General features: G+C 45.5%; 19 protein-coding genes. 9 read left to right on the top strand and 10 right to left on the bottom strand.

Going from position 1 to position 17,387, the window contains the following annotated elements; all coding sequences use genetic code 11:
* Positions 1 to 162: 162 nt before the first annotated feature.
* From DDZ15_RS03150 to DDZ15_RS03110, 9 genes are all read right to left on the bottom strand, one after another.
* Complete coding sequence (locus DDZ15_RS03150) at positions 163 to 1,533, bottom strand: DUF805 domain-containing protein (RefSeq protein WP_109644744.1); 1,371 nt, start codon at positions 1,531 to 1,533, stop codon at positions 163 to 165.
* 119 nt (positions 1,534 to 1,652) lie between these two features.
* Positions 1,653 to 1,940 carry a NadS family protein gene (gene nadS, locus DDZ15_RS03145; RefSeq protein ID WP_109644742.1) on the bottom strand — a complete coding sequence of 96 codons (288 nt, stop codon included), beginning with the start codon at positions 1,938 to 1,940 and terminating at the stop codon, positions 1,653 to 1,655.
* A complete protein-coding gene (locus DDZ15_RS03140; RefSeq protein WP_109644740.1) occupies positions 1,937 to 2,254 on the bottom strand; it encodes a type II toxin-antitoxin system RelE/ParE family toxin in 318 nt (105 codons plus the stop codon). Before DDZ15_RS03140 ends, nadS begins: the two co-directional genes overlap by 4 nt.
* 970 nt (positions 2,255 to 3,224) lie before the next feature.
* A complete protein-coding gene (locus DDZ15_RS03135) occupies positions 3,225 to 3,794 on the bottom strand; it encodes an SLATT domain-containing protein (protein ID WP_109644738.1) in 570 nt (189 codons plus the stop codon).
* On the bottom strand, positions 3,772 to 4,653 hold the full coding sequence (locus tag DDZ15_RS03130) for an SMODS domain-containing nucleotidyltransferase (RefSeq protein ID WP_109644736.1): 882 nt from the start codon (positions 4,651 to 4,653) through the stop codon (positions 3,772 to 3,774). Before DDZ15_RS03130 ends, DDZ15_RS03135 begins: the two co-directional genes overlap by 23 nt.
* 106 nt (positions 4,654 to 4,759) lie before the next feature.
* Entirely contained in the window at positions 4,760 to 4,999 is a 240-nt protein-coding gene (locus DDZ15_RS03125; RefSeq protein WP_109644735.1) for a hypothetical protein, read from the bottom strand.
* A 154-nt stretch (positions 5,000 to 5,153) separates the two neighbouring features.
* Entirely contained in the window at positions 5,154 to 5,387 is a 234-nt protein-coding gene (locus DDZ15_RS03120; protein ID WP_109644733.1) for a hypothetical protein, read from the bottom strand.
* Positions 5,388 to 5,493: 106 nt separating this feature from the next.
* On the bottom strand, positions 5,494 to 5,823 hold the full coding sequence (locus tag DDZ15_RS03115) for a hypothetical protein (RefSeq protein WP_109644730.1): 330 nt from the start codon (positions 5,821 to 5,823) through the stop codon (positions 5,494 to 5,496).
* Positions 5,824 to 5,857: 34 nt separating this feature from the next.
* Positions 5,858 to 6,223 (bottom strand): hypothetical protein, encoded by a 366-nt coding sequence (locus tag DDZ15_RS03110; protein ID WP_146198500.1) that lies wholly within the window; start codon positions 6,221 to 6,223, stop codon positions 5,858 to 5,860.
* 327 nt (positions 6,224 to 6,550) lie between these two features.
* Here DDZ15_RS03110 and DDZ15_RS03105 point away from each other — a divergent pair, with 327 nt between their 5' ends.
* The 4 genes from DDZ15_RS03105 (at position 6,551) to DDZ15_RS03090 (ending at position 9,820) form a co-directional block, all read left to right on the top strand.
* Positions 6,551 to 7,246 (top strand): TetR/AcrR family transcriptional regulator, encoded by a 696-nt coding sequence (locus tag DDZ15_RS03105; RefSeq protein ID WP_109644725.1) that lies wholly within the window; start codon positions 6,551 to 6,553, stop codon positions 7,244 to 7,246.
* Between the two features lie 20 nt (positions 7,247 to 7,266).
* Entirely contained in the window at positions 7,267 to 8,133 is an 867-nt protein-coding gene (locus DDZ15_RS03100) for an N-acyl homoserine lactonase family protein (RefSeq protein ID WP_109644723.1), read from the top strand.
* Complete coding sequence (locus tag DDZ15_RS03095) at positions 8,130 to 8,615, top strand: SRPBCC family protein (protein WP_109644721.1); 486 nt, start codon at positions 8,130 to 8,132, stop codon at positions 8,613 to 8,615. The genes DDZ15_RS03100 and DDZ15_RS03095 overlap by 4 nt, the downstream gene beginning before the upstream one ends.
* A gap of 251 nt (positions 8,616 to 8,866) precedes the next feature.
* Positions 8,867 to 9,820, top strand: a complete 954-nt coding sequence (locus DDZ15_RS03090; protein WP_109644719.1) for an integron integrase — start codon at positions 8,867 to 8,869, stop codon at positions 9,818 to 9,820.
* 26 nt (positions 9,821 to 9,846) lie between these two features.
* Here the strand turns inward: DDZ15_RS03090 and DDZ15_RS03085 are convergent, their stop codons facing one another.
* A complete protein-coding gene (locus DDZ15_RS03085) occupies positions 9,847 to 10,749 on the bottom strand; it encodes an SMP-30/gluconolactonase/LRE family protein (RefSeq protein ID WP_109644717.1) in 903 nt (300 codons plus the stop codon).
* Between the two features lie 210 nt (positions 10,750 to 10,959).
* On the opposite strand from DDZ15_RS03085, the gene DDZ15_RS03080 reads away from it, so the two are divergent.
* The 5 genes from DDZ15_RS03080 to DDZ15_RS03060 all read left to right on the top strand — a co-directional run bounded on the left by DDZ15_RS03080 (position 10,960) and on the right by DDZ15_RS03060 (position 17,151).
* Positions 10,960 to 11,361: a (2Fe-2S) ferredoxin domain-containing protein gene (locus DDZ15_RS03080; protein ID WP_109644715.1), complete on the top strand. Its 402-nt coding sequence runs from the start codon at positions 10,960 to 10,962 to the stop codon at positions 11,359 to 11,361.
* A 51-nt stretch (positions 11,362 to 11,412) separates the two neighbouring features.
* On the top strand, positions 11,413 to 12,522 hold the full coding sequence (locus tag DDZ15_RS03075; protein ID WP_109644713.1) for an NHL repeat-containing protein: 1,110 nt from the start codon (positions 11,413 to 11,415) through the stop codon (positions 12,520 to 12,522).
* A gap of 30 nt (positions 12,523 to 12,552) precedes the next feature.
* On the top strand, positions 12,553 to 13,644 hold the full coding sequence (locus tag DDZ15_RS03070; RefSeq protein ID WP_109644711.1) for an NAD(P)/FAD-dependent oxidoreductase: 1,092 nt from the start codon (positions 12,553 to 12,555) through the stop codon (positions 13,642 to 13,644).
* 641 nt (positions 13,645 to 14,285) lie between these two features.
* The gene (locus tag DDZ15_RS03065; RefSeq protein ID WP_109644709.1) at positions 14,286 to 14,744 is read left to right on the top strand and encodes a hypothetical protein; all 459 of its coding nucleotides are present in this window, start codon (positions 14,286 to 14,288) and stop codon (positions 14,742 to 14,744) included.
* Positions 14,745 to 14,835: 91 nt separating this feature from the next.
* Positions 14,836 to 17,151: a TonB-dependent receptor domain-containing protein gene (locus DDZ15_RS03060; RefSeq protein ID WP_109644707.1), complete on the top strand. Its 2,316-nt coding sequence runs from the start codon at positions 14,836 to 14,838 to the stop codon at positions 17,149 to 17,151.
* Positions 17,152 to 17,387 lie beyond the last annotated feature (236 nt).

The following is a 17,387-nucleotide window of genomic DNA, read 5'->3' as shown; positions in this document are numbered from 1 at the left end:
TTGTTAAAAAAATTGCGCAGCAGAAGGAGTATTTTTGATTCATCTAAGGGCGTAGGTCATCTGTTTATGTAAGAATGTTGAGTTCTTGATTTATAACGGTTTGGCAAATAAGCGGCACGGCTAAGTACTTGAATGTAAGCTACTAAACGCAAACGTGTCCGCTTAATTTGCATTGTTATGCCACGGATTTTCGGATTGAAATGCAATCTGTTTCAAAACTCTTTCATGTATTTTTCCGACCAACCATTCTGAAATAGGGCGCCAATAAAAGTGTGGATAAATTTCCATCTTATACCATGTTGTGCCTTCGAGTAATGTTTTATTATTGTCAACTGAGGTCAATCTGAACTCTCCATTTGTAGATCGAAAAAAATCATGAATGTGCGGCGCGTTCACATTATCATAGAAACTCAGTTCTTGTAGGGAAGCAGGTTGCTCAATGACATCAAATGCAAGGTGGACTGGTTCATTCCAAACAGTAATAGGTTCTACAAACGGGCCAGTTGAGAATTCACAATAACGAATTGCCCCGACACCTTGTCCTTCAATGGTTGCTCGAACGGGATAAGCGATGCCAAGTTTGAAAAACCACTCTGGATCTTGTTCAATTTCATTGAATTCAATCACGTTATCCCAAACTTTATTAATATCAGCAGAAATCTCAACAGAGGTTGTGACCGAAAATGTTGATGATTGGGGAGAAATTGAATCAAACGCTAAAAAGGCAGGGAATAAAATCAGAATTGGTAAACCACCTTGTAAATATGAGACACGATTTGTCGCAATTTTTCTCCCCAGAACAGCGCCTAAAAAAACTATAGGAATCGCTAGAGGAAGAGCCATAGCTACACAAATAAGGCCTTCAAGAGAAAATAGTATTACTGATCCACTGAGAATTCCCAATGCAATAAACGCAACCCAATTGGATTCTTTAAGACTTCGAATTCCTTTTGCATTAAACAAATAGGTTGCAATCAAGCCTATCAAAAACGGTACAAGAACGAATACAGATAAACCGTAACTGTCAAATATGAAAACAGCTATCAGAATAACAGCAATACCGGCAATAATACTTGCTATTACACCTATAAGTGCATGTTTAAACCGATCCTCTGAAGATGTATTTTTTTGATCTGTTTTTCCTGTTTGAATTGGCTTGGAAGGTTGAATGCATAACCACAGCATGACTAAGTAGTTCAGTACCGGCAGAAAAAATCCCAAAACATACCATGGTGATTTACCTGCGTCAATAGCCCTTCGATAAGTCATGCTAACACCTACCCAAATAAAAGGTAGAGTCCAAATAATAAAAGTGAAATAAAACCAAAGCGGGAACTCCGAAATTTTATCAGCTCGAACTTCAAGAAGAGGAATTAAGTAATCAATCGGTGTCCAGAAAATGCCTGCAACCATATATATGACAAACATATCTACAAGGTATTTGCCAAGCATGAGTGACAAGCCAACAGTAAAATAAAATTTTTGATCTACAGGCTCTTGAAACCCAAAAATCTGATTTAAAAGTTTGTTCATGATTTTAATTTAGGGTAAGCGGCATAACGGTTTAGCGGCTAACCGGCGGATCAAACAGCTTTCCAATGACTGAAATACAAATACCGTCCGGTTGAGCCGCTGGTTATTTGACGATTGGCTTACGATAAAGAATCTAAAATTGCTTTGGGTCTCTTTTCAGCAATTTTCAATAGCACTTTTGCCGGTCCTTGTGGCTTTCGCCTTCCTTGTTCCCAATTTCTGAGTGTACCCACGCTAATTCCAAGAAGAGAAGAAAACTCTTGCTGGGTCATATCGTACTTTTCACGGATCGCCACAACATCAGGCTCTTCAATCACGGTATACCTGGACGGTTTACGTTTGCCTTTCCGCATGTTTCCGGCCTGCTTCACACTTTCAAGTAATTCATTAAACATTTCATCATTCATGACAGTTGGTCCTCAACCAGTTGTTTCAGTTGCTTCAATTGATCTGCGGTGAGATCGTCTTTTTTGCTCTTCGGATATGCATAAAGCATATAAATTTGATTATCCTCGGTGAAGTAATAATATATCACACGGATGCCGCCTCGTTTTCCACGTCCAGATCCGGCCCATCTCAGCTTTCGGATGCCGCCGCTTCCTTTGATAATATCTCCGGACTCCGGCCGGACAGACAACTGCAATTGAAGCAGGTGATATTCCTTATCTGAAATCAGTTTTTGAATCAGCTTCGTAAAAATGGGCGTTTCAAAGAACTCCATTTAGTAACGGTTAGTTTTCAGGAAAAGTACGTCATTGACGTATAATCTGCAATTGATGAACGAATTCTGAATTAGCTTCTAAATTCTAGAGGAGGGTAGGCAAATAACGGCCCAGCATTTAAGCGGCGGGGTGTTCCGCCGCTGGTTTAATGTAGTAAAACCGAACCAAATCAGAAACTTGGGGCAAGCACTCAGCGTTCTGCCCCGTCCGCTTAAAATGCATTGTTAAGGCACGGAAGGACCCACGAGCTGTAAACCCTGCCAAAACCGGAGCCCTTTAACAGCCACGAAACGTTGATTCGAACCGGCAGGCGTTGGAAAGCTGTCGATTCGAGGATTCACAAACAACGCTTACCAAGCAGTTAACAGATCCGAACCCAACAGATGGTATTAGCCAACCGTGGCGAAGGGCGCCAGGGAAAACCCCGGAAAAGGCACAGCAGGCCCCGCGTTCATAGCTGCCAGCCAACAAGTAGCATCTTTCTGAAAAGGACAGGGGACACCGGACAACTGCAACACAAACCAATGCCCAAGGTGGCCACAGCTAAATGAGAAAAATTTTTAAAACAATGAGCCGCCACCACGCTCTGGGGAAAACCCTGAAGATGACCGCCTTTTCCGGAAAATCTCGGCGCTTCGCGCTACCTGACGATCTTTACCAACGCGAGGCCTGCCCACATTACAGGCAGAAATTTTGAACGAGTACATTGGCGCCCCGTTTTGCTTGGGAAAAACTGTTAAGAAGCACACCAAAAAACGAGCTGAAAGCGGCGGACTTTTTGGGATTTTTAGAGAAGCAACCAACCCGCACCCATTTGACAGAACCCAACGCGCCTGCCGGGCCTTAACGGTTTGGCAAATAAGCGGCTTGTACTTACCGCTTAGGAGTTAGTTAATGAATATGATTTTTACAACGAACAAGCAATTAACCAATAAGCAATCAGTGTACAAGTCCGCTTAATTTGCTTTGTTAGCCTCTTTTTAATTCATCAGGTAAAAAAGCATCAATTTCTGAATCACTAAAAGTCATATCCTCTAGCTTTTTTAATGCTTCTTGAGCCTTTAAGTAAGCTTTAGGTAAAGTGCTTGGTGCACCTTCATAAACAGTGCCTAACTTATCCAATAATTGATCTCTTTCTTTTTGAATCAATGATATATCTTTTGCATCGATCTTTAAATCAGTAAGTAGTGATAAATACTGTTCTCTTATTAACCATAATTCGTTAGCTGCTTGTTTATGTTTTTGGGCAATTTCACCTAAGTCATAGTCCTTTGTATAACTATTGATAATTAGTAAAGCTGTTGATAGCAACCCAGAAAGAACTACTCCTACATTACCACTACCAAATAGAATTGAGATAATTCCTCCTGTCGCAAGTGCAGAAAGTATTATCTGCCAAATTTTAATATTTGAATGCTTACTTAATAATATGTCACTACACTTTTCATGTGTTTTATGAGAATAAACTACTCGACCGTAACATTCTCGAATTTGACCTTCTAGGATTTTGATTTTGCTATGTTGGGAATTTTGTTCCAAAGATTTCTCTCCATTTTTGATTTGAGGACCAGTTTTTACCACTATTTTGGAGTTCAATTGCTTCGAGTGATTTATTGTAAGCTAATTTAGCTTTGTATTCAAAATTACCTTTTCTAAAGATCAACTGATTACTTCCAAGTGCAAACCAATAATTTTGATTTGGATTTTGGTCTTTAAGAAACTTGAAAAAATCTCGAACTATAAAATCATAATAAAAATAGGATTTGTCTTTATAAAAACACTGATTAAGATACTTCAAAGCTAAAGTATCTATTAGTAATCCACCCATTGGTACATTACAATTGTCTTTCCAAGAACGAGTCATTTTACATAACCGCTTAAGGTTATAGTTTAATTTAGGATCGTTAATTCGTATTTCATTGATCTCAGGATGCGGGTCAGTTTTTTTCCATCTACCACCGTTATTAGAATCTGGAAAAGTATATGATTTGTCATCATGTTGAAAAGCAGGAACAACTTCAAATATGATACCGTCATAGAAACTTACCTGAATCACTTGGCCATCAGCTCCAAGGTTCGTAGTTGAATAAGTTTTGGAGATAGAACTTTTTACAGATTGTAAAAGTGAAGATTGACCATTTCCAGTATAAGAATCGTACTTAGATTTAATGTGATCAGGAAGTACAAAAATCATGTCAATATCACTAACCCCGCTTATCGCTGTATTTCTACCGTAAGACCCGACATATCTACTAAACAATGAATCATCAGGACTACTCCAAAAATCTGAATTCAATCTAGTTGTAATGGCTTTATATCTAGATGAAATTGTTGACCTGGTACTTGAGTCAATAATTAAATTATCACAAAATTCCTTAAAATTTTCGGCTACTCCCATATTGTATCATTGGAGGCTAACGGGCCAGCGTTTAAGCTGCGAGCCGAGCTTTTAAATTGAAGTCCCGAATCCTAAACGAGTCAGCTTAAAACGCATTGTTATACGTTTAACACATTAGATCTTTGTCTGGATCAAAGTCATCAAGCATAATCTCATTTTCATCAATATTAAAAGAAACAGCCTGATTTTTCATTATTTCTATAACATGATGAAAAGCAGCCAAATAACCTGCTGTAAAAGCTTCTTCTTCATCAGATGCTTTTTTTAAATCTTCATTTGCTTTAAGTGCACGCTCTTTTATGAGAAAAGACAGATCTTGCAGGTAATTTTTATAAGTATCACTCATCGAATTATTTTTTAACCGTATAACGATTTGGAGGTTTATCGGTTATGCCATTCTAAATGTTGAATTATTTTAAAAGCGAGAAATGCTAATAACAAAGCCCCGATTTTTAAAAGCTCAAATCTAAGCAGACCACTTAATGCCATGATTAAAGGTTTTAATCTGCAAATTTGATGAAAGCAAATAAGAGAAAAAACCCTATTGCTCCAATCCAAAATCCAATATCAAATAGCTTTTTCCATAATTCTTGCTCTTTAAAATTTTTCAATTCTCTGGCTCGGTAAATAATAATTGGCAGGAGTATTAATCCAACCAATAAAAGCGGATCAACTCCAATTGAGTGGGCAACACGAACTAAATAGTCAGCAATTTGTTCTCTCCAAGTCTTCATGAATTACATTTAAATAATACAACGTATAACGGTTCGGTGGCTAAGCGGCGAGGCGATAAGTTCTGCTAAAGTTTTAAACGCTAACTCGTCCGCTTGAGCCACTTTGTTATACCGCATGGTTTTTTGAGTTATAGATTTCTATCAAATTCGTTTCCATGGGAGGATCAGCAACTTTAGGAAACCATTCTTCGAATGAAGTACACTCTTCTAGGTAGTGGGTTATACTTTTAACTAGATCATCCCAGCCAGTCATCTCTTCGCTGACTTCTAACAATTTCCCCTCCTTTGTGCCTATTTCCATACAAATTTCATCAACGGTAAGAAGATCTCTTTTGAAAACTTTGACCGAAGAAATTTCTTTCCAACTTATTTTGTGTGCTCCATTGATATGAATTTGCTCATCATTAAAAGTGATTCTTATATCTGACTTTTTCATAGCAAGTCTTTAGATCAGCTGTAAAACACGCATGTTATACCGCCCCGAAGTTAGATTTCGTTTTAATGGTATTCCAATTTAAAACCCTCAATGTTTCATCAGCTTTTTCTCTAACCTGCTTCCAAGCCGGTGATTCGCGTAATTCCGCATAGCTTGTTGGTAATTTAGATTCGTGAGTCTGGAAAAATTCATGAAAATCGTCAACATATTTTCTCTCTTTTGAGCTAAGTAATGGCCGGATATGCTCACGAGCTTCATTGCTGTAAAAATCGTCAAACCACATACAGATAAATTCATCATAAATATCTACATCAACTTCAGCTTGATAACGATCTTGCTTCTCTAAAGATGCCAGAAGCTGTATCAAATGAATGAAATTTTCTTTTAGTGGCTTCATCATAGTTTGATTATGCGGTATAACGGCCTTGCGCATAAGGGGTGCACGCATGAATGTTAAATTAGCAAATAAAGAAAGATGAGTTGTAAATCCAAGAGAGGCAAAGAATAGGCGAATTACGTCCCCTTAATGCGCTGGTTAGCCGGACCGGAACCCTGGTTTGTAAGGTCGAGGCCAAGCCGAAACAGCTTGCTATATCATTCTACGATATACACTTCGACTAACCGAGCAATTTTTTAGATCTCGGAAGTTTCCCTTGATAAGCAATTCTAACGGTGTTAAGTTTATTGAACAATGTTCAAATAAATCTATAACCGTAATAAAATATTTATGACACGCTCCAGGCGAGAAAAAATTCGTGATATCACACGCGATGAAATTAAAAGTACTGCTCGGCAATTGATGGCTGAAGAAGGTACCTCTGGCCTTTCAATACGTGCCATCGCTCGAGAGATGAAAATGACGGCCTCGGCCCTTTACTATTACTTTTCCAGCTTAAACGATCTTATCACAGCCCTGATTGAGGATGCGTTCACACAATTGGCAGACACTATTGAAGCCGATATTAATAATCCGGAGCTGACCACGTCTGCAGAACGAATAACCGCTGTAGCTAACGCTTACCGCGGGTGGGCGCTCAGTAATCCCACTGATTTCCAATTACTCTATGGAAATCCAATACCCGGCTATTCGCAACCAACAGGTATTACCTATCCACCGGCACGCCGCAGTTTTCTTGTTACTGCCCAAATTTTTTCCGAGGCGATTGAAAGCGGGGAGATCGACCTGCGGACTCATTATCACAATTTTCCACCCTCTTTAGAACAATCGCTGCACGATTTGACAGAAGTGGATGGTCATAACTTGCCTTTGCCTGCATTGTATTTAGCAGCGACAGCTTGGGTGAAGATGCATGGTCATATCATGCTTGAACTGTTCGATCTGATACAGCCCGTCATCGCGGATGTAGACGAGTTTTTTCAATACGAGGTAAAGAATTTTATTCAAAACGTAGGACTTAAATAAACATAAATGGAGGATCTAAAATGAAAATTCATGCGATAGAAACCGGCAAAGTAAAAATCACAAAAAATTGGCGTATTGGTCGCGGTAACGGTCTCATGCGATTTAAAAACACCCTGTTAGACAGCGAATTTACCGAGTGGCTGCCCATCTATGTATGGGTGATAGAACATCAGGAGGGTCTCATTGTTATTGATACCGGCATTCCGGAGGACGCCAATAAACATGTTTGGTTCCCACCATTCATGCCTCTTGTGCAACGTGCTGCCAAATTCAAAATGACAGCGGAACAGGAAGTGGGACCACAGCTAAAGAAAATCGGCTTGTCGCCAGATGATGTGCGCTGGGTTGTGCTGACCCATCTGCACCAGGATCATGATGGTGGACTGCATCATTTCCCAAATGCCGAGTTTGTTGTCTCATCTAAAGAGTGGGAAATGTCCACCGGGATCAAGGGAAGGATGAACGGTTATCTCAATCAACGATGGCCTGATTGGTTTAAGCCACGAATTATTGATTTTAGCAGCCAGGAACTATTTGGGCCGTTTGCTGGTCATCATACACTCACTCAAGCACGGGATATCCATCTTGTACCAACTCCCGGACACAGCCCGGGGCATCTGTCGGTGATTCTGGATGAAGATGATCTGTCTATCATGTTCGCAGGAGATACCTCTTACACTGAGGAATTACTCATTGAGCAAAAAGTTGATGGTATCGGAGCCGATCCGGACGTTCAACAAGAGACTCATCAAAAGATCCTGGAATACGCTGAGCAGCATCGCATTGTTTATCTGCCAAGTCATGATCCCGGTGCAAAGGAGCGGCTGGAAAATCGTATTCCCCTCAGCATAAACGCAAACCTTGAATTGGAGGCGCAAGCAGTATGAAATTTCAAAATGAAATTGAGATTCAGGCGTCAATCAATGACGTGTTTGAGTTTGTGGCCGATATGAGGAATATGCCAAAATGGAACTATTTTGTGATAAAAGTAATCCAGGAAAATGGGGTCGGTCCTGAACGTGGTGCACGTTACTATCAAACACGTAAAACGGACAGCCAGCGTTATGAAATGATCCATTACGAACCGGGGCAAAGCTTGTCTATCAAATCTATGCCTGGCAGTTCACCTACGTTCGAGCGTCATTTGCGTTTTGAGTCCGTCGCTAACGGTACACGTCTGATTGACGAGATAACACTCCGCACAGGTTACCCCAGGATTCTTGAACGTTTGGCTGTTGGGCGCATTCGCCGGGCCGTTGCGGAGAATTTACGCAAACTCAAGGAGTTGCTTGAACAAGGGCAGACTCAACTTCAAGACAGGCGGAGCATCTACTTGGCCTCCTTTGATGGGGCCGAAGCCAAACACTAAATGTACCAAACCGAATCACGTCCAGAACTACAATGGCTGAGTACTTTCCGACTAACATATGTATTAGCAACATTGCATATGGATGATAATGTCAAAATTTTCATTCTCATACAACTATATGAGGCTTAAACAGCGAAAGAGGCCCAAAAAAATACGATAAGCATCTTCGATAACTACTTTCATTTTTGGCCTATTATCGAAGATTTTTTGTAAGGGATTGACAATTTAGGGTTCATACATTTAAAAGCACGATGAGCCGACTTCTCAATTCTGTAAAACAGGAAATCAGACGCAGAAATTACAGCTACAAAACGGAGCAGTCGTATATTTTGTGGATAAAACGCTTTGTGATCTTCTGCGATATGAAACATCCTCTCGATGTGGAACAGAAGCAGGTCGTGAACTATTTGAATCATCTGGCCAATGTGAGGAATGTGGCCGCATCAACACAAAATCAGGCGTTATGTGCACTGGTGTTTTTATACAGGGAAGTGTTGAAAAAACCCGTTGGCATTCTTGATAATATTACATCTGCAAAACGCTATCAGCATATCCCGGTAGTGCTGTCAGAAAATGAGGCCAAACAAATATTGACTGAACTGACAGGAGTAAAAGGGCTGATTGTTCGGCTGCTCTACGGCTCCGGCCTTCGTATTTCAGAATGCCTGCGTCTTCGGATTCAGGATCTCGATTTTGATTACAGGCAAATCGAGGTTCGGAATACAAAGGGAGCTAAAGACAGGGTAACCATGATGCCGGAAAGCCTGGTCACGCAGCTCAGGAGTCAGATAGACAAAGTGCACAGTTTGCACAGGAAAGATCTTGCCATGGGAATGGGGGAGGCACTGCTGCCCCATGCCCTATCCAGAAAATACCCGGATGCATCCGGGGATCTGAAATGGCAGTATCTTTTTCCGTCAAAAAAAATTGGAAAGGATCCTCGTTCGGGATTCCGCCACAGATATCATCAATCCCCGCAATCCATTAACAGCGAAATCAAAAAAGCCGTACGTAAAGCTGGAATCAGAAAAAAAGTATCTGCGCATACGTTTCGCCACTCCTTTGCCACACACCTTTTAAAAAACGGTTACGATATCCGAACGGTGCAGGAATTGCTGGGTCACAAAAGCCTGAAAACAACCATGATCTACACCCATGTATTAAACAAAGGCGGAAAGGGCGTTAAAAGCCCGCTGGATCAGTAAACTGACTGGCGCACCGGTTATCCATTTTACCACCCCTGCGTATTCATCGGAATCCGGTAAATAGCCGAAGGTGAGGTCACATAAAGCTCCCGCAGCTCATCTCCGCCCCAGGCCAGGTTGGTAATCTGGTGATCAAAGGGAATTCGCTTGATTACGTTCCGGTCACGGTCGTAAATGATGAGTCCGTTCGGGCCGGTGGTGTAGAGCCGCCCGTCGGTGTCGGTTACCATTCCGTCAGAACCGCCCATCTCCGCCAGGGCTCCTACATTCGCAAAGGGTTCCGGATTTTCAATATTGCCGTTATCGAGCACCTCAAACCGCAGAATCTGTCCCGTATCGGAATCATTGATGTAGAGATAGGACTCATCGGGTGAAAAAGCGATCCCGTTTGGCAGACGAAAACGGTCGTACAATAGCTCCACGCTGCCGTCTGAATTAATGCGGTATACGCCTGCAAAATCCAGCTCCTGCTCCTCATCGGAAACGCCGAAGGTTGGATCAGTGAAGTAGATCAATCCGTCCGACCTGACCGTCAGATCGTTGGGGCTATTCAGGCGCATGCCGTTATACTCCGAAGCAATGGGCGTTGTGGTCAGGCTGTCGGTCACTTCCGATACCATTCCCGCATGCTGAGCCAGAAGCAGCGTGCCGTCTGGACGCGCATCAATGCCGTTCGAATTCCCGCTCGGCTCCAGAAACACCTCCGATTCCGGATTTCCTGGCGTCCACTTATAAATACGGTTTGCGGGAATGTCGCTGAACAGCAGGTATCCATCGGAATGCCAGTAGGGGCCTTCGGTAAACTGAAAGCCCTCGGTTACCACTTCGGGTTCGCCGGCTGTTGGGTCAAATTCCTGCGTGCAGGACAACAGGGTCAGCAAAATAAGAGCAGAACAGAACAGTAAAAGAGATGGTGAGAATGGTTTCATAACGTGAAAGTTGAATTAAATAATTTTATGGCAAGACGTTACAGCACATCCTTTAAGGTGGTAATTTTTTAGGAAACGCGAAAATTCTTGTACGCAAAGTGAAGCAATGGGGTCGATGCGGTACAGCGCTAGATGCATAATTTTGTACCCGTCCGTGTAAGACGGACTCATTTTTGTACCTTTCAGATTAATCTGTATATCAGGAAAGCAATGAAAAAGAAAAGCCTTAGAAGACTTCAAAAGAAAGCGGACGAGCTGCACATCCCTACGGTAAAGCGGCATATTTTTCTCTGCGCAGATCAGACCAAACCCAAATGCTGCAAGCTGGAGACGGGGCTGAAGTCATGGAAGTTTCTGAAGAAACGGCTTAAGGAACTGAACCTGGACGGCGAATCCGGCATCTTCCGCACAAAAGCCAACTGCCTGAGGGTATGCAAGCGCGGACCCGTTGCGGTGGTCTACCCCGAAGGCACATGGTACCATTCGTGCACCCCGGAAGTGCTGGAGGAGATCATTCAGAAACACCTGATTGGGGGCGAGCCGGTAGGGGAGTACACTTTTGCGCAGAATGAGCTCCCGGGCGGGGTTGTGAGTCCGGGGAGTGAACATTAGATTAAGCGGACCAAAAATTCTGTTACTATTGATGTTAAACCCATTTCAGTTATGACGTTACCACGCTGCTTTTTTGCAACCTTTTTGCTGCCTGCCATTCTGCTTTCAATAGGCTGCGGCGGACAGGGGGAGCCGCAAAACCGCGACGCGGTTACCGTCACTGATGTTGATTCGAACAGCCTCACTACCGTGATCGATACGGAGTCGGGCGTGCTGGCCGGTCCTACTGAAATCATGCGCATTGATGATGGCCGATTCGCAGTGATGGACCGCGGACGAAACAGCGTGCTGCTGATGAATGAGGAGTGGGAAGAGACAGGAAGCTTTGGAAGCACCGGAAGCGGACCCGGGGAGTGGGATGAGATGAGAGGAGCCGGCAACCTCATCTATGGAAACGGACGGTTTGTGGTCTCCAACCGGGCCATGTTCCGTTTTGATTTCTATGATTTGCAGGGAAACTTCATGGCCTCTGTTCCCTATGCGCAATACATGAATTACCAGTCGAAAGCGATGCTGCCTGATGGGCGTCTGCTGGTTGCCACGGAGGGACAGGAGGATGCGCTGGCAGTGATTCTGGGTCGGGATGAGGAAGCAAATATTGTGAGTGTTTTTGGGGAGCCGGAACCCCTCATTATGGAAAGAGTCAATATTGAAGCTGAGAGAACGGCATTGGCTTCAGAAGAATTAACCCCGCGCCTGAAAAACCAAGCTATTGTGCAGGCTTTCGGCGAGGGATATTTACTGATGATGAACGGACTGGGTGAACTACGGTACTACAGTCAAGATGGGGATCTGGTCTGGACCCGCCCGCTGCCTGAAACGGTGACGTCTCCCATTTTTGATCTGGTAGTACGTATCAATGAGGAGTCTAGGCCGCATACGATGTACCCGCTTGAGTATGCATTCGACATGAAGACGGCCAACGGGCTGGTGTATGTGCTCACAGCCACCCATACCGAGGCGGAAGAGATCCGGCAGCGCCTGTTGGTGTATGACGAATCCGGTTCTATGGTGCATCATTACCGGTTCAATCATTCAGCGCAGGAGATGATCCTCCATCAGATGGCCCCGATTCCGGATGGGACAGTGTACTTTACAGATCCTCTGAATGCCGAGATCGTTCAGTTTAGTCCGGATGACATAGCCGGAGAAAACAAATGATGGTAAACCACAGTAGAGGAGTGATGATCAATGAGTAATTATTTCGCGGCCATCTTCGGAGCCGGAATTGCCGGCACAGCCATCGCCCTTGAGCTTCAGAAACACGGGAAAAAAGTTCTGCTGATAGACCCGCATGTTTCGGAGGAGTCACCCGGCGCACCTGCGGCATTGGTGAACCCGGCAACCGGACGCCATGCGCGGATGAGCTGGGAGGCGGAAGCGTGCATGAAGGCACTCCGTGAAACAGTTGAAGTCGTTCAAAAAGATCACAACGGCGAACTGCTCATCTCCGATACGGGAGTGATTCGGCCCGCCATCAGCGAAAAGCTTGCGGTGAACTTCCGGGAGTCGCTTGAAAAATATGAGTGGCCGGACGGCTGGATTCGCTGGATGGACGAAAAAGAAGTATCGGATCTGAACCCGAATATTGCCCCGAATTACGGCGCCCTCTTCCTGGACTGCGGATTCACGGTCTTTGTGGACCGCTACCTGAACGCCTTAAGGAAACATCTACGGCTGAACGGAGCGGCCTGCAGGTATGAAGCGGCACGCTATGAATCCGTTCCTGATGGGAATGCCTATCGTATTACATTGGAATCGGGTGAGACTGCTACTGCCGACCATGTAATCGCCGCCGCCGGAGAACAGACGCCTTTCTTTAATCATTGGCAGTATCTGCCGCTGCACCGTGTGAAAGGGCAGATCGTCCGATACGAGGCAGACCGTGACCTGAACTGGGACCATGCCGTTTCGGCAATGGGGTATACGCTCAGGCGCGGAAAGCGGGACCTGGTTGTGGGATCCACCTATGAACACAAGTTTGAGGATCTGTCTGTGACCGAAAGGGCGGCGGAACAGATTCACGGCAAGCTCGCCAAAATGCTGCCCGGCATAGCAGAGAAGGTTACTATAAAAGGCCAGCTGGCCGGAGTCCGCGTCACCACACCGAACAAGCTGCCCGTGATCGGCCGCCATGAGGAACATCCCAATCTCTGTATCTACACGGCCATGGGCTCCAAAGGCCTGCTCTTCTCTTCTCATGTGGCACGCTTCCTGGCGGAGCACCTGGTTAACGGTAGCCCCATTCCTGATGAGCTGGATACAAAGAGGTTTGACGGGTGAAGCGGTCAGCTATTAGCTATCAGTTACAGCTTATAGCATTCAGAATGATTATTTACATTGTAGGGAATAGTGCAATATATTCGTAAATCTGCGAAACTCTGCGATTCATCTGCGAGACTCTGCGAGAAATCAATAGAGCCGGATCTTATTCCAAAGATTGTAAGCTGAACGACTACTGTGTTAACCGCAGCGTACGCTGAGTAGGCGCAGAGAGCACAGTGTTTTTGTATGGAGATCTGCGAAACACCGCGATTCATCTGCCCCTAGGGATCGCTATGCGACGAGACTCTGCCCCGCAGGGATCCCAATGGGACGAGAAATCAATAGAGCCGGACCTTATTCCAAAGATTGTAAGCTGAACGACTACTGTTTTAACCGCAGCGTACGCAGAGGAGCCGCGGGGAACGCTGTGTATATAAATCTGCGCAACTCAGCGTTTCATCCGCGAAACTCAGCGAGAAATACATAAGGACAAGTTTTTAAATCAAAAATCACTCATTGAATGGAAGTTTCCCTCTGGATGATGTTGACAGCAAACAGTTAAAATGTGCTATCTGCATGCAAAACATATTTCAGTAGGGGATACCCTGATCTTTGATGCGGCAGTCGATAATTAAGATATTTTACTCTTATATTGAGAAATGATGAGGATTTTGTTCACCATATTGCTCATTCCGCTTCTGCTGATGTCTCTTACGGAGATCCACCAGGTAATTGAGGCGGGTCTGGATGAATTTACAGATTATGAACGCCCCGAACGCACCTGCAACTGCATTGGCTGCTCGATGGGCATGCATGGTGAGGAACACAAAGGAGAAGCGCAGATGTGCGACATCACCATGGGTGCCGAAAACGGAGAGAAGCCATGCCACTGCGCCATGAACAAGAATCATGGAGACAGAGAAGCCCCGTCCGTCTGCAGCTGTACCACCAATAGCAGTAAACAGCAGCACATTCTCTATAATACACCCGATAAAAACGCTCTGATAGCTTTTATACAATTGAAGCTGCACAATCAGAAAACGGTCCATTTCAGGGCGTTTATGGATCCGGAAACGCTTGCCGTTTCAAACGATATTTTTCACCCGCCCCGTACATAGTTCATTCCACCCTCCATTACGAAAAAAGTACGCCGGTCTCATGATGAATGAATTCCGGCCTGTTTAATTCAGAAATTTAAAAGGAAGAATTATGTCTACGCTTAAATTTTTTATAGTGCTGGCAGCACTCTGTATGCTGCTGCCGGATATCACTCTGTCTGATACATGTGCTGAAAGCCCGGATCTCATTAACCTGTATGCAGAAAATGAAGTCTCCGGAACCGTACGCGCTTCCGATACCCGCGAACCTATTGCGGGAGCTCACGTAACTCTGATGCCAGAGCAAAGGATAACGGTCACCGGGTCAGATGGATCCTTCACCATCACCCTGCCCGCTGCCCGCGAGGAGATCCATCTTCGTGTATCCCATATCGGGTTCAGAACCGGGACCCTTCATCTGTCAGCCGATGCACTAGATGCTTCAGTCGATATTCTGCTCGACCCTGTTGCTTCCACGATGAGTCCGTTAACGGTGCTTGCTCACCGCGAAATGGGCACTCCGGGCAACGAACTGGATCCGGAAGGGTCGGCGCTGCTGCCCATCGATTCCGGTGCTTTTTTAAGAGAAGCCGGGAACGCATCGGGGATTCGCAGGGGCGGTTTCGGTATCGACCCTGTGTTGCGGGGACTCAGCGGCAGCAGGCTGAACGTCCGCCTCGATGGACTCACCACTACGGCTGCAGCCTGCCCGAACCGTATGGATCCTCCGACCTCTCACATTCGCCTTAGCGATATTGAACGGGTTGAAATTCACCGCGGCCCGCACGCCCTGGAATTCGGTCCCGCCTTCGGGGGAACGGTTAATTTCGTTCCCCACGAAACCCCGGTCATGACGGAATTCACCATGAGCGGAGACCTGAGGGCAGGATATGAGTCAAATACAGGTCACCGAAAAACCGATCTGCGGCTTCGAACAGGCGATGAAAAATGGAGCCTTCTATTAAGCGGCGGTTTGTCGGGGACAGATGATTATACGGCGGGTAACAGTACGGTCGTGCCGGCAGGTTTCAGGTCAGCTGATTATGGACTGGAAGGATCTGTTCATGTTGCCGAAAACAGCCGGCTGAGCGCAGGATGGTCGCAATCGTTTATCAGAGACGCAGATTTTCCGGCACTTGGAATGGATATGGCCCAGGATGATACCTACAAGCTGAAATCCGGCTTTGAATGGACACCCGCACGCTCCGATGTGTTTCGGGAGATAAAATTGAACGGTTACTGGAGCCTGGTGGACCATGAAATGAATAATTTCGACCGAAGCTCATTTGCCGACCGCAGTGCAGTGGCGCTTGCTGAAACGGAGTCGGCAGGTTTTCACGCGAAGGCCAGGGGTCTGTTTACAAACGGTACATTCACCATTGCAGCCGGGCTGGATAACCAACTTGTTGACGGCACACGCTTCGTGGAGTTTAAAACCGGGATGAGAGCCGGCCAGAATATGGAATACAATCTCTGGCAGGGAGCACACGTCTCCAATCTGGGACTCTATTCGGGTATGGAGTACTTTGCAGGCGAGTGGACGCTGTCTGCCGGGCTTCGGGCCGATTATAATATGGCGGATATAGATGAGCCCGCTCCCAGGTTTCAGGACCGTGATAACAGTTCCGGGTATCTCAATCTGAGCATCAGCGGTGGAATTACCAGGCCGCTGTCGTCAACCACAACAGCCGGTTTTTATATCGGACGCGGAGTGAGAAGCCCCGATGTTACAGAACGGTTTATCAACTTCCTCACCATCGGGCGCGATGGATATGAGTATGCGGGTAATCCGGATCTGAAGCCGGAAGCCAACAATCAGGCTGATTTCGTTCTAACCTCCGACTTCGGCCGGTTCCGGCTCGAAACCAATCTGTTTGCTTCCTACATGACCGACTACATCTCGGCCGTGTTTCTGCCGGATGTGGCACCGGTAGGAATGATGGCTCCGGGTGTGCGTGAATTCAGAAACCGCGGCAACGCCTGGTTTACAGGGTTCGAGCTGTCTGCTGACATAGACCTGGCAAACGCCTGGTATGCAGGTTTCAGCAGTTCATACACCTACGCAGCCTATGCGGACGACGGCTCTGCAGTTGCGGAAATACCCCCGTTCGAGGCGTCGATTAAGACGGGTGGAGCGTTCCTGGCAGGTAAAGTGATGCCGGAAGTGAGCGTGCGAAGAGTGCTGCCTCAAACCCGGTTTGACAGCGAATTTGCAGAAACGCGAACACCGGGATTCTGGCTTGCAGATATTCAGACGCGTGTACTGGTGCAGAGTGGAATCTCCCTTACCGGCGGCGTGCGAAACCTGTTTGATAAAACCTATTACGAACACCTGAACCGCAGGTTCAATCCGGGCGTTAACCCGTCAGGCAACGCCCTGTATGAGCCGGGAAGGCGCTTCTTCGTTGAACTGTCTGTACTATTTTAAAAGGACAGGAATAAACCGATTGAATCCCTGGCCGGTTCAGGGATTCAATTTTATTTCCCGGATTTGAGACATAGAACCTTTTGGATGATGTGCCTTTCAAAAAATTGTCTCTTTGGGCTCAGGCCTCTCTCTGCCTAAGATCGCTTTCCAGGGTTGAATGCTTCAGAGTTTCCTCACACCTCAGCCATAGCGCTTTTTAGCTCTCAGAGGACTTCATGAATAGGCCTCGGTTGGCG

The organism is Rhodohalobacter mucosus (assembly GCF_003150675.1).
GTDB classification, from domain to species: Bacteria; Bacteroidota; Rhodothermia; order Balneolales; family Balneolaceae; genus Rhodohalobacter; species Rhodohalobacter mucosus.
Note: the sequence above shows the minus strand (reverse complement) of the source record. Positions and strands in the feature narration are given on the sequence as shown.

Bases quoted from the DNA above. Each gene is read 5' to 3' on its own strand.
- DDZ15_RS03150 (WP_109644744.1), bottom strand. From the start codon at position 1,533: ATGAACAAACTTTTAAATCAGATTTTTGGGTTTCAAGAGCCTGTAGAT.
- nadS (WP_109644742.1), bottom strand. From the start codon at position 1,940: ATGAATGATGAAATGTTTAATGAATTACTTGAAAGTGTGAAGCAGGCC.
- DDZ15_RS03140 (WP_109644740.1), bottom strand. From the start codon at position 2,254: ATGGAGTTCTTTGAAACGCCCATTTTTACGAAGCTGATTCAAAAACTG.
- DDZ15_RS03130 (WP_109644736.1), bottom strand. From the start codon at position 4,653: ATGGGAGTAGCCGAAAATTTTAAGGAATTTTGTGATAATTTAATTATT.
- DDZ15_RS03125 (WP_109644735.1), bottom strand. From the start codon at position 4,999: ATGAGTGATACTTATAAAAATTACCTGCAAGATCTGTCTTTTCTCATA.
- DDZ15_RS03120 (WP_109644733.1), bottom strand. From the start codon at position 5,387: ATGAAGACTTGGAGAGAACAAATTGCTGACTATTTAGTTCGTGTTGCC.
- DDZ15_RS03115 (WP_109644730.1), bottom strand. From the start codon at position 5,823: ATGAAAAAGTCAGATATAAGAATCACTTTTAATGATGAGCAAATTCAT.
- DDZ15_RS03110 (WP_146198500.1), bottom strand. From the start codon at position 6,223: ATGATGAAGCCACTAAAAGAAAATTTCATTCATTTGATACAGCTTCTG.
- DDZ15_RS03105 (WP_109644725.1), top strand. From the start codon at position 6,551: ATGACACGCTCCAGGCGAGAAAAAATTCGTGATATCACACGCGATGAA.
- DDZ15_RS03100 (WP_109644723.1), top strand. From the start codon at position 7,267: ATGAAAATTCATGCGATAGAAACCGGCAAAGTAAAAATCACAAAAAAT.
- DDZ15_RS03095 (WP_109644721.1), top strand. From the start codon at position 8,130: ATGAAATTTCAAAATGAAATTGAGATTCAGGCGTCAATCAATGACGTG.
- DDZ15_RS03090 (WP_109644719.1), top strand. From the start codon at position 8,867: ATGAGCCGACTTCTCAATTCTGTAAAACAGGAAATCAGACGCAGAAAT.
- DDZ15_RS03085 (WP_109644717.1), bottom strand. From the start codon at position 10,749: ATGAAACCATTCTCACCATCTCTTTTACTGTTCTGTTCTGCTCTTATT.
- DDZ15_RS03080 (WP_109644715.1), top strand. From the start codon at position 10,960: ATGAAAAAGAAAAGCCTTAGAAGACTTCAAAAGAAAGCGGACGAGCTG.
- DDZ15_RS03075 (WP_109644713.1), top strand. From the start codon at position 11,413: ATGACGTTACCACGCTGCTTTTTTGCAACCTTTTTGCTGCCTGCCATT.
- DDZ15_RS03070 (WP_109644711.1), top strand. From the start codon at position 12,553: ATGAGTAATTATTTCGCGGCCATCTTCGGAGCCGGAATTGCCGGCACA.
- DDZ15_RS03065 (WP_109644709.1), top strand. From the start codon at position 14,286: ATGATGAGGATTTTGTTCACCATATTGCTCATTCCGCTTCTGCTGATG.
- DDZ15_RS03060 (WP_109644707.1), top strand. From the start codon at position 14,836: ATGTCTACGCTTAAATTTTTTATAGTGCTGGCAGCACTCTGTATGCTG.